A 13,767-nucleotide genomic window follows, 5' to 3' on the forward strand; every position below is an offset into this window, starting at 1 on the left:
CTGCTGGATACGCTGGGCATAGTCGATACTGGCATTGATATTGGCATTTTACGCGGCCAAGTCGGCGGTAGAGGCCTTGAGCGCCTGAGTGATATGGAAATTTTCGTAGATGCCCCGGTAGCGCATCCAGATAATAATGACCATCCCCACGCCTACCGGTGTGATGATGAGCCATTTTTGTACCCAAGCAACCCATAGCGTAGGGGAGTGAAACACAAAAATACTTCCACACAACAACACAGAGCCGACAAAGCAAATGGCTGCGTGCTTCCAGTGCCAAACCGTTAGTAGGGCAAAGGTAATATAAATGGCAATTTGTGTTTCGGTCAGAAACAGCCAGCTGTCATTGTACATACTGGCGTAGCCTACCACCAAAGCCCCCGAAACGGTAAGGGAGAAGAAGATGGTATATCCCAAAATCAGGCTATTGGCCTTGGCATAGCGCACCATCAGCCACGCGACAATGATAAGAGGAGCCGGAAGCCAGTTGCGCCACATCAATTCCCAAAACAGTTCTTGCGAAACATCATACTCCAGCCAAGTGCCCAAACTAGTGCCTCCACAATAAGTAACGATGGCAGCCAAGGCGGTAGGCTCCAGAAAACGACGGTTGATGCGTTCCTTCTCTTGAGGCCAAGCTACGGAGGTCATATTGATAGCTTGATTCATAATGGTAAGTAGTTTTTTGAGCGCTTATGGTTTATCCCCAATCAATATTGGTTTGGAATGTGTGTGTGCTGAAAATCCTTGAGAATCACGAAAATCAAATCATATGAACTTAATATAAAAACAGCCTTGAGGTACGTCAGGATAACAGCCTAGGCTATTGAGGACAGTCTTGTTGGCAATTTCCGTTTTTGTCAATGAAGAAAGTCTTGCCTTCTCGCAACACCTTGGCCAATATTTTAGGGCTGGTTTGTTTGTCTTTTTTTACTTCTACAAAATCTTCTACCCTATCGTATTGGGGCTTGATTACCCAGGTACCCTTACGGTCTATAAACCCCCACTTGCCCTCCAACCATACAGCAGCTAGGCCTTCGCTGAAATCACGTGCGCCATCATATCGGAGCGCGATGATTTCTTGTCCTTGTCGGTTGATAAAACCCCATTTGCCTTGTTTTGACACCTTAGCCAAGCCTTCATAAAAGTTGCCACCCCATTCATACTGCATCGGCACAAGCAGCTTACCCGTGGTATCGATATAGCCTACTTGTTTGTCTTTGACTACCATTGCTGCGCCCTCTTGGAAAGAGCCCGCATCATCATATTGCGCCTTGATGACTGTCTTGCCTGCTTTGTTGATAAAAGCCACCAATGAATCAGGTTTGCGCACCCGTGCCCTGTTTTGGCTAAACCAAGCAGCTTCTTCATAAACAGCCTCTATAACCAGTTGTTTTTTGGAGTCAATATACCCATACTTCCCCTTGATGCGCACCTTGGCCAGGCCTTCTGTATACACATCCACAAATTCAAAGGTAGTGGTATCGGTAGCCACGGCAAGCAGGCTATCGGCAGGGTCATAACTTTGGCCGGGGTCGCGGCGGTCTTCCATATCGGCGAGCGCATCGCTATGGTCTTCGGCGTGGCTCTCGTCCGTACTTTGAGAACGACAAGCCCACAACAGCCCGCCTAATAATAATGCGATAAAAATCCGGCTTATCGAACCACTTGCAGAAGTGTTGCGTAAAAGCAATCGTAACAAATTCTTCATAACTTTTTGGGAGTAATAGGAGTAAACACTCGTATATGTGTAGCAAATATCTCTCAAAACGAATTAATTGCTTAAAATGAGACACCACCTCCCTACCTTGGTATTGTTGTATAGTGTTTGGATGATGCTGGGGATGCCCCTCTTGTTAGCACAAACCGCCCTCAACTGGAACTTACAGTTCAGTATTCCACAAAGTTGGGAAAAAAGCCGAAAAAGCAGCCCTTATAGCCAATATTTCTCCAGCAAGAACGCAGAGGCAGTGATGGAATTGCGGCAGCTCGAAAAAGGAACCCAAGCCCAAACCAACCAGGCAATGCTACAACTCTTACAAGACTATGGCATCTCGACACAAGAGGCTGGCAGCGCTCGCCAACAAAAGCTAAACAACAACCATAACATCAGTTTTGTAAGAATCGACCATAGTGTCTTGAGAGCCACCGGCACACTCAACAAACAATACCAATGGTGGCAATTATATGTCTTTGAGATAGACCATACCCAATACCTGCTCTTTGCTTCTGAGTATTTTCAGCACAAACCTTCTATCCAAAAAGACGTAGAGGCCGTCATTTTATCTATAAAAACCTTATAGCTACTTGGTTTTAGACTCGTTATATATTGGCCTCAAAATAACAAAAACGGAACATTTGCTGCATAGCTTTTGTATTACTTACACAAGCCTAAAAATGGCAATCTCTATCTGTTTCGTATAAAAATTGACATAGACTATGAAAGACCTCGTAAGAATGCGAACTTCTCTGAGCGAAGAGGTTCAAAATATTTTGAATGAACAAATCCGCATCGAAGCTGTAGCTTCTGCCAAATATCTAGCAATGGCTTCTTGGTGTGATGAGCGCGGCTACGAAAATAGCGCCAACTTCTTCTACCACCAATCTGACGAAGAGCGCAAGCATATGCTCAAAATCTTCCACTATGTGGCCGATATGGGTGGCAAGGCTGCTTCGCCCGAAGTTGCCGGCATCAACCACGAATTTGCCTCACTGCGCGAAGTATTCGAAACTGCGCTGGAGCAAGAAATTGGTGTTACACACGCCATCAACCGTATCGTAGATACTTGCCGCAAAGTCAAAGACTTTGGTACTGAGCAGTTTATCGATTGGTTTGTAGAAGAACAACGTGAAGAAGAGTTTGTTGCCCGCCGCATCATCGAACTATTTGATGTCATTGGCGAAGAAGGACAAGGACTCTACTTTATCGACAAGGAAATTCCAAACGTAAAGTACGACGCATAAGCGGCTATTGACCAATAGGCAAAACTGCCATATATTTTCACCCACAGCGCTTGCGTTGTGGGTTTTTTGATGAATGAGCTATGCCAATAGTTGGCCATAGCAGCTGTTTTTGCGTAGAGGTATGAAGATAGTTTGATTCACCCAAAATTTTGCGCTTATGTCTTATACACATCTTCTCTACTACCTAGGGCTATGGTGCCTGATGGCCGTGGCCGCTCCCCTCAATGCCCAGCAAACAGCCCTTGCTACCAAGGGCATCAAACAGTTGCCCAACAGCACAGAGGCCTTCAAAACCTTGCGCGACCAAGTGGCCACTACGCCCCAAGGTGGGGCACAGATGTTTTTGATAGCCCTCAAGGTATATGTAGAAAACCCCGAACTAGGCGAGCAACTGCTGGTAATGGCCGTGGATATGGAGCGCTTGAGCAGCGGCAATACCTATCAGGGCTATGCCTTGGGCACTAGCGACGGCTCGCTACTGCGCCGCCAACTAGAGCAACACCCACACCTGCCCAATTCTTATTTCAAAGGCTCCAGCCCACAAAACGGGTATCAGGTAAAAACACCTCTCGACATTGAGTGTAGCAGCAATCCCTATAGCGGTGATATGGCACAGGGCAACTTCAAAGTATTTGTCAGAAGTAGTGGCGCAGACAGCCCCCGACCCTTACAAATGAAACGCAATGATAAGGGGATTTGGAAAGTAGCTGAGTGGAGCTCGGTGTTGGTGGGCATACGCCAACCAGAGCGAAAAGTTGTAGACGATTTGTAGGCCAAAGCGCCTCTAAGCCTTCCCCCAGCTAGTCTTGAGGGGCTTCATCCGCCACTGCAATCCCCATCTTGCGCATCAACTGTACGGCATTGAAGCTCTTACAAGCGCCGGGGGTGAGGCGATAGTCAAAAAGAATCTCGTCGCCGACTATCTGGCTGTTGAAGCTGTAGTTGTGGATAAAAGAATGGGTGGTTTCCATTTCGCTCAACACCAAGTCGTGTGTCGATACGATGCCACTGGCCCGTAGCTGATGGAGCTGCAAAATCAACCCGCGCGCGCCTTGGTGTCGGTCTTGGGAGTTGGTTCCCTTCAGAATCTCATCCAATAGATACAATACCGGAAGCTGAGGTTGAGCTTGCAAATGGTCAATTAGTTGGCGCAGGCGCTTGAGCTCAGCATAAAAAGACGAAATGTTCTCCTCTAGGGAGTCTTGGGTACGCATAGAGCTAAAAACCTGACAAACACTCAGGCGCATTTGCGAAGCCAATACCGGCGCGCCACAAAGCGCCAATACGGTATTGATACCCACAGTGCGTTGAAAGGTGGTTTTGCCCGACATATTGGCTCCTGTAATGAGCATCGTATGGCCGATACCCTGCAAGCGCATATCATTGTTAATTCGTTGACTATCAGGTATCAATGGATGTGCCAATGCCTTAGCCTCCCATACAAAATCAGTCTCGGTATCAATCGTGGGCAAAGTCCAAGTGGGATTGGCATACCAAGCTCCGGCAAGGCTGGTAAGGGCTTCCCATTCGCCCATTACCTGCCACCATTGTGCTACTTGGCTGCGGTTTGCTTCTTTCCAACGCTCCAAACGCCGGACGCTGTGGATGTCCCACAGGAACAGGCCATTGGCCAAAATTGTGAACCAAGGGTTATTGCGTTGGGAGAGCAAGTAGGCTGCGTAGGCCAATCGCTTGATTTGGATAGAGGCTGCGCCAGTACCTTTGCCCAAGCTTGCTTGGTACTGTCGGACAAGCGGCACATCGACCTCAGCCGCTTCTATGCAAGCAAAAACCTGTGCGTATTCGCGCAAGGCATCAACGCTAGGGTCGATTTGCTCATAGAGGGTTGTTATTTTTTTGAATTGAGGCAGTAGCAAGCTAAAATTGATGGCTACCGGCAGTAGTAGCGGATAATACCCCCACCACAGGGTAGCTATGAGGCAAGCAACAGACAACAAGCTCATTAGCCAAGGCACAACGCGCCAAAAACTACTGTTGAGCCACACAGAGGGTGTATTTAACCATTCGTTGAGCGCCGCCACGGCTTCCATATCTGCGCTAGCGTGTTTGCCCCGTGCTTCAGCTTCTTGGCGTAGGTCTACGGCCTCGCGTAGGGCGCTGAGAGCCTCTTGACGTGCGCTGATAGCCTCGGTAGTGGCGGGGGCTTGTAACCAAGCTGCCAAGGTCTGTGCCCCAAAAGGGCTCGTACTTCGGTTGAGCCATTGGTAGAGCGAACGCCTACCAAAAATATCTAAGTCGGAGGTATAGGGGTGTTTGGCATCTACAAAAGCAGCTCCATCGGGCAGGCTTGCCCAGTTGTTTTGGAGGCGATCAAGCTCTGTTTGGTTAATGGCAGCCAAAAATCGCAAGTGATTGCGTCGATAAAGCACTTGTTGGTGCCAGCGCATCAGCCCAATAAAAGCGCTCAAACCTACCAACAACACCAGCCCGGCTGTTCCCCAAGTCGTTTGCCAGCCTAACCAACCGACACCGATGGCCGTGGCCAAAAAAACCACCAGCCGCAGCCCCGCAACGAGGTTATAGCGGGCTTGCGCTTGTTGGGTTTGTGCTTGAAACTGTTGGAGACGTTGTTGGAATATCGCTTGGGGCATTGCTTGGGAGATGAGTGTTAGAGGGCTGTCGGGCTTAGGCCAAATAAACCCTGCCAACACACCGAAGGCTGTCGCCGTGGGTGTGTTGGGAGGCCAGATAAATCAATAGGTTTATTCAAACCCCAAAATCTTGAGCATTGCCTCGCTGTTTTGCTCTTCCGAGAAGAGGGCTTTGGAGAGGCTGCCATCAGGCTTGCGGTCGATAACGACATGCTTGGGCGCAGGAATGAGGCAGTGTTGGATACCCCCATAGCCGCCAAGCGATTCTTGGTATGCACCAGTATGGAAAAAGCCGATATACTGCTTCTCCTCATTATGAATCATAGGCAAGAACACTTCAGAGCTGTGTGCTTCGGAGTTATAATAGTCCATCGAGTCGCAAGTCAGGCCACCGAGGTTGACACGGTGGAAGGGGTTGTCCCAGTTGTTGATGGCTAGCATAATGTACTTTTGGTTCAGCCCCCACACATCAGGTAGGTGTGTGATGAAAGAGCCATCTACCATATACCACAGTTCTTTGTCATTTTGAAGCTTTTGGTCGATGACAGAATAAATCAAGGCACCACTCTCGCCTACCGTAAAGCTACCAAACTCTGTGAAGATATTGGGCGTGGGTACGTTGTTCTTCTTGCAAATCCACTGGATGTTTTCGATGATTTGCTCGGCCATATACTGGTAGTCATATTCAAATTGCATCGAGGTTTTGATAGGGAAGCCGCCGCCAATGTCGATGGTATCCAGCTCGGGGCATACTTTCTTGAGCTCACAATACTTGTATACAAATCTGCTCAACTCGCTCCAGTAGTAGGCGCTGTCTTTGATGCCGGTATTGATGAAAAAGTGCAGCATCTTGAGCGAATACTTGGGGTTGTTCTTGATTTTATCAAAATACAACCGAGTAACATCATTGTAACGAATACCCAAACGCGAGGTGTAAAAGCCGAAGTTTGGCTCCTCGTCAGAAGCCACACGGATGCCCAAACGGATATGCTCTGCTGTAGAGGCATCATATTGGTCTATTTCGGCCAAATTATCCAAAATCGGCACACAGTTCAAGCCCATATCCAGTATCTCACGGATGTATTGGGTATAAAGTGGGCGCTTGAAGCCATTACAAATCACGTAAGTATCTTTCGTGATTTTGTTACTTTTGTACAAATGTTTGACGATAGGAATATCATAAGAAGAAGACGTCTCAATATGCACATCGTTTTTCAAACTCTCTTCCAACACAAACTTGAAGTGCGAAGCCTTGGTACAATAACAGTAGACATAGTCCCCCTGATAGTTGTACTTTTTCATCGCATCTTTGAATATTTTTTTGGCATATTGAATATGTTCACTTATCTTGGGCAAATAAGTAACCTTGAGAGGAGTACCGTACTCCTCGATGATGTCCATCAAGGGAATATTGTTGAAGAACAGCTCGTTTTGCTCAACCTTAAACTCTTTCGTAGGGAAATCGAACGTCTGCTCAATCAAATCAATGTAACTTTTCATCGTAAAGGTAAAGGGGGGGATTGCAATGAAAGACCAACTATCGTAAAACAGGACAAATTTATTAATAATGCAAGTGAATCAATAATAAACCCACAGCTTTTTTATGAAACAGGATGCTAAGCAGAAACAGGCCATTCAGGTGGCCTCCGAAATCAGTACACTTAAGCGGGTGATGATACACAGCCCCGACAGCGGGCTGGGCAAGGTAGTGCCCTCAAAAGCACAGGATTGGCTCTTTGAAGACATCATCCACCTCGACAAAATGCAGCGCGAAGAGTATGACCTATACATCAAGCTACTGCTTTACTTCCTTGACCCTGAGAAAATCAGGGGTAGAGAAGCGGAGATTGATGACCCAGCCAATAACCGTGCTTTCTATAAACCCGACAACCCAGCCTATTTTTGCTCCGACAAGGTGGTCGAGCCGCAATTTTTACTCTCCGAGATTTTAGAAAATCCAGAACTGCGTGTGAAGCTAGTATGTTCGGTGTGTGCGGTCGAAAAATGTACTTACGAAGTACAAGAGCAGCTGCTACAGCTACCAGCCAAGGATCTGGCCAAAACCATCATCTCAGGCTCTACGCCTGAAGGTAAGATGATTTTCCCGCCCGTACCCAACTTTATCTTCACCCGCGACATTGGTATTGTCATCAACGACCATATCTTGCTCAACAAGCCTGCCAAGCGGGTACGTCTGCGCGAAGCCCTGATGATGAAGTACATCTTTTTCAACCATCCTGCCTTTGCTGAATACCGAAATAAAATCATAGAGCTGTCCGAAGACGAGCAGCACTTCTTCCTCAGCGACGAAGACAAAAAGGACTACGAAGTTACCCTCGAAGGAGGCGATGTGATGACCGTCGCCCCCAACCACGTACTAATCGGATGTAGTGAGCGGACTTCTGAGCACGCCATCAATCAAGCCATTGCGATTCTGTTTGACAAAAAAATTGTGGATAAGGTAACGGTCATCCAGATTCCGCCGCGTCGCGATTTTATGCACATCGATACCGTCTTTACACAAGTCAAGCGCAACGTATGGGTGCTGTTTGACAAGATTTTTCACCAAGACGAAATCAAGGGCTACTTCCGCAAAGACGAGCCGGACATCGAGGACGACAAGGTCAAAATCATCCAGTTCCACCGTGAGCGCAGCGAGCCCCGTATGTTCGATAAGATTGAGCAGCTGCTCGAAGACGTAAGCCGTACTGACTTGGGCGCTACCGAACCTGTCCGCTTTATTTACTCCGGCGGCGGCGAGCCGCTCTATGCCTCACGGGAGCAATGGACAGATTCTTGCAACGTGCTTGCCCTCAAAGAAGGGGTAGTGATTGGCTATGATCGCAACACCAAAACCGCAGAGGCATTTGCCCAAGAGGGGTTTCGTGTGGTAGAGGCCGCCACCTTATTGCAAGAGTTGGCCAAGGGCTTACAGCCTGATAACATCACTGATACGCTCATCTTGTTGCCCTCTGCCGAGTTGTCGCGTGCGCGTGGTGGCTCACACTGTATGAGTATGCCGCTCCTGCGCGATACCTTGCGCTAAACATAGGTACTAGAAGCAGACTCATCCGCTCGACAGATATCCATTAAGAAGGCGCCCCCAATCATCAGTATTGGGAGCGCCTTCTTGTCTATTGGATGAGCCACAAACGGACGAATCGATGGCTTGAGTCAATCCCTGACTAAATTCTCCAAATACATTTTTCTTGGATGGGTTTGCGGGCATTATCTGGTATTTCTACCTCATAATGTCCGACCATCACAAAGCCCATCAGGAGATCTTCTTCGCCCAAGGGAAGCCCAGCCCATTCAAAAAAAGGTACTTTGGCTGGAGCCAAGTTTGTGATTCCTCCCGTACTCCAAAATGCGCCCAAACCATAGGCCGCAGCCGTGAGGAGCATATTTTGTACAGCACAAGATACAGCCGCAATCTCTTCATACTCGGGCAGCAGTTTTTCGTGGCGCTTGAGTGCGATGGCAATTGCATAGGCTGGGCTGCTGAAATTGACCAAAACCTTGTCGTACTTGGCCTGATCAAAAGCCTCAGCAGGGGTATGAAGCTTGTATTGCTCAGCCTGAAATTGTGCCAAAGCCTCTAGTTGTGAGCCGCCAAAAACGACAAACCGCCAAGGCTCTGTTTTGCGGTGGTTGGGAGCCCAGTTGGCATTTTCGAGCATCTGCGCAATGATTTCTTGGTCTACAGCTTGGCGGCTGTATTGTTTGGGATATACCGAGCGGCGGCTACGGATGAGGGTATTCAGGTCTTGGGGGGTTGTCATGAGGGTATTTTGGGTTAGGGAATCGGCAGTGATATATTGCCTGAAACCCCTATTTGGCGCTAAAAGTTCGGCTAGTCAGCCACTCGAAACGGCCAGCAGACCCTAAAGCCCACATCTGATTCACGGCTTTGGGGGGTGAGTGCGCCCCGGTTGTGGAGGCGCAACTGAGGCAGGTCGTGTTTCCAGCCTCCCCCCCTGATGACACATTGTGTAGCCGTTTGGTCGTTTAGAGGGTTTTCTTCGGGGCTGCGGGCATAGAATTTTGCGTGGTAATAGTCTGCACACCATTCCCACACATTCCCGCTCATATCAAACAAGCCTAGGGCATTGGGTTGTTTTAAGCCTACAGGTTGTGGGTTTCGGCGGCTGTTGCGGCTATACCAAGCTACACTATCAGGGGTGGCGCTACCGGCATAGAGGCTGGGGTGTTGGTGAGTGCCCCCTTGGGCGGCATATTCCCATTCGGCCTCGGTAGGCAGCCGCCCGCCAATCCATTGGCAGTAGCCGGCAGCTTCAGCCCAAGTAACCCGCACTACCGGATGTGTGGGGCTGCTCCAAGTCGGTTGAGCCGGCATAGCCAACCCAGTTTGTTGGCAGTAGTATTCAAATTGTTCAACGGTAATTTCGTGTTTACTGAGCGCGAAACTACGGATATCGACCTTGTGCTCTGGCCGTTCATCGACCTCACCTTGGCGTGTGCCCATCACAAAGCTACCTCCTTCTACGACCACCATCGCAGGGCGAAGCCCCTCAGGTATAGCCAGCCACGCCTCCGGCGCAGGCATTTGCGCCCAAAGGTGTGTGGAAAACAAAACAAGCCAAGTAATAAACAGCAAGTGGCGGATATTGGGCGAGGGGTGAAGGATGTTGATGTATGCGCAAATCATATTGGAGGAGTGTGGGTGATTTATTTCAATGTTTGTGCAGCCCATTGGCTAATGGCTTTGGCTTGGTATGATGTTTTGGAAACGCCATTGCCCAGTGCTTCCCATTGGAACAAGCCATAGCTGCCTATGGGGCGATAAAACACCGTTTGGATGCCATCGAGGGCTTCGTTTAAAGGCTGCCAACAAGATTGTACCCAAGTTTGTGGGTCTTCGGGAGCTGCCTCTAAGGTATTGACAAACCATCGGGGCTGTTCCTGAGTGTCTTTCCGCAATATCCAAATCAGGTATTGTGGCGTTTGGGTATCCAGAGGGATGATATCAACGGCAGCGCTACGGCTTGGCAGCAGGGCTTGTAAGCTGCGCCAATCGGTGAGAGGCTGATGACGGGAAGCAAACAAGGGCGAGGCATTGCTGAGTTGTTGCGCAAGGGCGGTTACGGTCTTTTCCCAAGCCTCGGCTTCTATACCTTGGGCTTTGAGGGCTTCGGTGCTGAAGCTGGCATAATAGCTTTGCCGTTGTTTGAGTTGCTCCCATTGGGCATAGCGAGCCTGTTGAGCAGGTTCGAGGGCTAGGGCATAAGGCGCAGCCGCCTGTTGTTGTCGCCAGTAGGCCAGCAAAAGCGATGTGGCTTCTGGCGCATCTTTACCCTGTGAGGCCACCCAAGCGGCATATTGAGTGATATACTGCTGAAGCGCCAAACGAGCCGGCTCATCTTGTTGATGATAGCAGTAGTGGCGGTTGTCTAGGCTGCGCCAAATGGCCTGAGCCATCAAGTGATAGTGTTGCCCGATATCGGCTGTGGAGGCATTTTTTTTACGCTCTGCTAACACAGCGCGGGCACTGTGTAGCGGTATCCATAGGGAGTCCGCAGTAGCTGATTTTTCGAGTAAGCCAGCAGCCGCACCCAAGAGGGGCTCGGCTTTACTGTCTTTGTTGGTGCGCAGATGGTATTGCGCCAAGGCTAGGGTTGTAGCGGCCTGTAGCGGCGTATGGGCTAAGGTTTTGGCTAACTGAGCGGCTTCTTCCAACAAAGCCAAGGTCTGTTTCTCGTCTTTGAGCCCTTCAGTACTTGTTGCTATGCCCAAAAGTGCCTGTATATATGATGTTGTAGGAGCTTTATTTTTTTGCCAATAAGCCGTAGCCGCTTGGAGATTTGGCAATATCCAAGCAGCAGACTCGGGCACTTGGACAGCTTGAGCCAACAGCTGGAGCGTGTGTGGGTGTCCTGCTCCATAACGCAAAGCACTGGTTTCTAGCAAAGACTGCCAATATGCGGGTGTGGGGCTGTGCCTTACCAAACCTTTGAGTGCTTGTAGATAGTAGTTGTCAAGGGTTTTGTGGGGCTGGCTATGCACATACAGCTGTTGATAAGCCGCAGGGGTGGATTGTGTTTGGGCAGACAGCCACATCTTGGCTTCAGCCAGTTGGTAGGGGCTGTTGTCGATGGCGTTGAGCTGCGCCCACAGCGGGGCAAATAAGTCGGTCTGCTTGGTGTCGAGATACCATTGCGCAGCTGCCAAACGCGCCTCAAGGTAAAGCGTGTGCTGTGCTGTCAACAAGGTGTCTGTTGCTTGCAATAGTCTGCTATACAGTTGGTTGGTTCGAGTATATGCGCGCCGCTCTGCCCATACCTGTGCCCACTGGAGGAGGGCTTGTAGGTAACTGATGTCCTGCGCCGACAAGGTGGATTGGTAGATTTCTAGGTTTTTTTGGAAGGCATCCTCGGCGCGGTCGCGGCGGGCTGTTTGATAAAAGAAGCGTTCTTGTGTAAAGAGCGCCTCTGCGATACCCTTAGGGTATTGGAATTGCTGTGCTTGGCGAGTTTCGAGCAGGGTATTGAGCAGGGGCTCGGCCTCGTCTAGCTGTCCGGTTTGGAGAAGTTGCCTACAGAGTGCATCAAGCGTGGCTAAGTACTGACGGTGCTGTGTGCCCAGCAGATTTTGGTAAATGCCCAAAGCCAGCCGAAGTTGTTCTATAGCCAATGGATAAAAGCCCAATTGCGCAGCCAATGCGGCTTGTTGAGACAAGAGCTCAGCCAAGGTTTCGGTCGGTTTGTCGACTTGTTTTTGGTAAATGCGCACTGCTTCCGAGGCCTTGTCATAAGCCTCCTGGTATTGTCCGGTAATGTGAGCCGCTTGCGCCCATTCGGCCAAGAGCAAGGCATAAGATACCTCGTTCTTGCCCCATTGTTTTTCTATCAGAGGCCAATATTGCTGATATAGCTGTGTGCCTTGGGCATACTGTCGGAGTGCATAAAAACTTTGGATGCGCTGTAGTTGTAATTTATAAAACCTGAAATCTTGGTTTTGGGCTTGTTTTTGGAGTAGTTCGGTAGCCTCTTGTTGTAGACGTAGTGCTTCGGCGTGGTGCTGTTGTTGGGTGTTGAGCTGAGCCAGCTCCAGTAGTGCATCTACAAAGTTATCGGGCGGGGTTTCGGCTTGGCTGTAGATATCGAGTGTCTGGGCATACATAGCAGCAGAGGCGCTGGTGTTGCCGGTGGTTTGTTTGAGCTTAGCCATATTTTTCAGGGCTTGCGCATATTCTGCCGACTGTACCCCCCGGGTGTTGGTCAGTGCTTTCAGAATCTCCTCATAATACGGCTCAGCCTCTTGGTAGGCACCCATCGCAAAATGCGCCTGCGCCAACGCCTCGATTGTCTGGAGGTAGATAGGGTGTGTGCGCCCTGGTGTTTGGCGGTAGATATCGGCGGCTTCGCGGTAGAGCTTGATGGCTTCTGCATATTGGCTTGTCTTGAGGCTGAAATCAGCCTTGGCTACTAGCGAAGCAGCATACTCCATATTGCGTAGCCCCAAGGATTTCTGTACCTCTACGGCTTGTTGATAGTAGTTTTCGGCTTCGGTATAGCGATAAGTGGCCTTACACAAGTTTCCCATGGCTTGGAGTGCCTCAGCGTGGCCGGCGCTTTTGCCCTGTTTAATTTTTTGGCGAATATCAAGCGACTGCCGGTAGTAGCGTTCGGCATCGGAGTAGTTGGCCTGCGCTAAGTATATTGTTCCGATGCTTTGTAATGTTTGGGCATACGCCTCACTTTGAATACCAGTAGCATATTGACGAATTTTGAGTGTACGCTCAAAAATCTGTACAGATTGCTCCATTTTGCCTGTCGCATAGAGATAATAACCATAGTTGTGCATAAAATCGCCCAAGGCAGGGCTGTTTTTACCCAATACGGCTTCGGCCTGAGGGAGCAGTATTTCGGCCAAAGCCACTGCCTCGGCATAGCGTTTTTGCTTGGCCGCTTTGGTCATTTCGTCGTAACGGAGCTTGAAACTGTCTTGACCAACAAGTCGTTGGGCAAATAACAGGGCCATACCGAAGAACAAGATTTTGTACAAATCGTTGATTGTATAGATTCGCCAACTCATAAGTGTGTGTATTAGCATAATTATGGATGATTAAGCCGCCTCAGAGTTCAATGAACTATCGTAATTAGGTAAAAAAGCTAAAAAAATATTGCACATCAAAGATAATAAAGGTATAGCTTTTGATGTTTTGCCACAA

Annotated in this window: 11 protein-coding genes; 4 read left to right on the forward strand and 7 right to left on the reverse strand. The window is 49.1% G+C overall.

All coding sequences use genetic code 11. The features are described 5' to 3' along the window. Nucleotides 1-48 precede the first annotated feature (48 nt). Nucleotides 49-669 carry a hypothetical protein gene (locus G499_RS0117700; protein ID WP_027001039.1) on the reverse strand — a complete coding sequence of 207 codons (621 nt, stop codon included), beginning with the start codon at nucleotides 667-669 and terminating at the stop codon, nucleotides 49-51. Between the two features lie 154 nt (nucleotides 670-823). Continuing rightward, nucleotides 824-1,711, reverse strand: a complete 888-nt coding sequence (locus tag G499_RS20675; RefSeq protein WP_051296375.1) for a WG repeat-containing protein — start codon at nucleotides 1,709-1,711, stop codon at nucleotides 824-826. 76 nt (nucleotides 1,712-1,787) lie between these two features. Here G499_RS20675 and G499_RS0117710 point away from each other — a divergent pair, with 76 nt between their 5' ends. The 3 genes from G499_RS0117710 to G499_RS20680 all read left to right on the forward strand — a co-directional run bounded on the left by G499_RS0117710 (nucleotide 1,788) and on the right by G499_RS20680 (nucleotide 3,736). Further along, on the forward strand, nucleotides 1,788-2,303 hold the full coding sequence (locus tag G499_RS0117710; RefSeq protein WP_027001040.1) for a hypothetical protein: 516 nt from the start codon (nucleotides 1,788-1,790) through the stop codon (nucleotides 2,301-2,303). Nucleotides 2,304-2,439: 136 nt separating this feature from the next. After that, a complete protein-coding gene (locus G499_RS0117715; protein ID WP_027001041.1) occupies nucleotides 2,440-2,964 on the forward strand; it encodes a ferritin in 525 nt (174 codons plus the stop codon). 157 nt (nucleotides 2,965-3,121) lie between these two features. Next, the gene (locus G499_RS20680; RefSeq protein ID WP_051296376.1) at nucleotides 3,122-3,736 is read left to right on the forward strand and encodes a DUF6935 domain-containing protein; all 615 of its coding nucleotides are present in this window, start codon (nucleotides 3,122-3,124) and stop codon (nucleotides 3,734-3,736) included. A gap of 28 nt (nucleotides 3,737-3,764) precedes the next feature. Here G499_RS20680 and G499_RS0117725 read toward each other — a convergent pair whose 3' ends face one another. Continuing rightward, nucleotides 3,765-5,576, reverse strand: a complete 1,812-nt coding sequence (locus G499_RS0117725; RefSeq protein ID WP_027001042.1) for a MutS-related protein — start codon at nucleotides 5,574-5,576, stop codon at nucleotides 3,765-3,767. 111 nt (nucleotides 5,577-5,687) lie between these two features. Then, on the reverse strand, nucleotides 5,688-7,076 hold the full coding sequence (locus G499_RS0117730; RefSeq protein ID WP_027001043.1) for a type III PLP-dependent enzyme domain-containing protein: 1,389 nt from the start codon (nucleotides 7,074-7,076) through the stop codon (nucleotides 5,688-5,690). 103 nt (nucleotides 7,077-7,179) lie between these two features. On the opposite strand from G499_RS0117730, the gene G499_RS0117735 reads away from it, so the two are divergent. Beyond that, the gene (locus G499_RS0117735) at nucleotides 7,180-8,622 is read left to right on the forward strand and encodes an arginine deiminase family protein (RefSeq protein ID WP_027001044.1); all 1,443 of its coding nucleotides are present in this window, start codon (nucleotides 7,180-7,182) and stop codon (nucleotides 8,620-8,622) included. 139 nt (nucleotides 8,623-8,761) lie between these two features. On the opposite strand, the gene G499_RS0117740 is transcribed toward G499_RS0117735, so the two are convergent. From G499_RS0117740 to G499_RS0117750, 3 genes are all read right to left on the reverse strand, one after another. Beyond that, nucleotides 8,762-9,358: a nitroreductase family protein gene (locus G499_RS0117740; protein ID WP_027001045.1), complete on the reverse strand. Its 597-nt coding sequence runs from the start codon at nucleotides 9,356-9,358 to the stop codon at nucleotides 8,762-8,764. A 71-nt stretch (nucleotides 9,359-9,429) separates the two neighbouring features. Then, entirely contained in the window at nucleotides 9,430-10,245 is an 816-nt protein-coding gene (locus G499_RS20685; RefSeq protein ID WP_051296378.1) for a formylglycine-generating enzyme family protein, read from the reverse strand. Nucleotides 10,246-10,265: 20 nt separating this feature from the next. After that, nucleotides 10,266-13,631, reverse strand: coding sequence for a tetratricopeptide repeat protein (locus G499_RS0117750; protein WP_027001046.1), 3,366 nt, complete (start codon nucleotides 13,629-13,631; stop codon nucleotides 10,266-10,268). Nucleotides 13,632-13,767 lie beyond the last annotated feature (136 nt).

Origin of the sequence: Eisenibacter elegans DSM 3317, assembly GCF_000430505.1 — a bacterium.
GTDB lineage: Bacteria > Bacteroidota > Bacteroidia > Cytophagales > Microscillaceae > Eisenibacter > Eisenibacter elegans.

Excerpts from the sequence above, each read along its gene's own strand:
- G499_RS0117730 (WP_027001043.1), bottom strand. The coding sequence starts at position 7,076 with ATGAAAAGTTACATTGATTTGATTGAGCAGACGTTCGATTTCCCTACG.
- G499_RS20685 (WP_051296378.1), bottom strand. The coding sequence starts at position 10,245 with ATGATTTGCGCATACATCAACATCCTTCACCCCTCGCCCAATATCCGC.
- G499_RS0117715 (WP_027001041.1), top strand. The coding sequence starts at position 2,440 with ATGAAAGACCTCGTAAGAATGCGAACTTCTCTGAGCGAAGAGGTTCAA.
- G499_RS20680 (WP_051296376.1), top strand. The coding sequence starts at position 3,122 with ATGTCTTATACACATCTTCTCTACTACCTAGGGCTATGGTGCCTGATG.
- G499_RS0117750 (WP_027001046.1), bottom strand. The coding sequence starts at position 13,631 with ATGAGTTGGCGAATCTATACAATCAACGATTTGTACAAAATCTTGTTC.
- G499_RS0117735 (WP_027001044.1), top strand. The coding sequence starts at position 7,180 with ATGAAACAGGATGCTAAGCAGAAACAGGCCATTCAGGTGGCCTCCGAA.
- G499_RS20675 (WP_051296375.1), bottom strand. The coding sequence starts at position 1,711 with ATGAAGAATTTGTTACGATTGCTTTTACGCAACACTTCTGCAAGTGGT.
- G499_RS0117740 (WP_027001045.1), bottom strand. The coding sequence starts at position 9,358 with ATGACAACCCCCCAAGACCTGAATACCCTCATCCGTAGCCGCCGCTCG.
- G499_RS0117700 (WP_027001039.1), bottom strand. The coding sequence starts at position 669 with ATGAATCAAGCTATCAATATGACCTCCGTAGCTTGGCCTCAAGAGAAG.
- G499_RS0117710 (WP_027001040.1), top strand. The coding sequence starts at position 1,788 with ATGAGACACCACCTCCCTACCTTGGTATTGTTGTATAGTGTTTGGATG.
- G499_RS0117725 (WP_027001042.1), bottom strand. The coding sequence starts at position 5,576 with ATGCCCCAAGCGATATTCCAACAACGTCTCCAACAGTTTCAAGCACAA.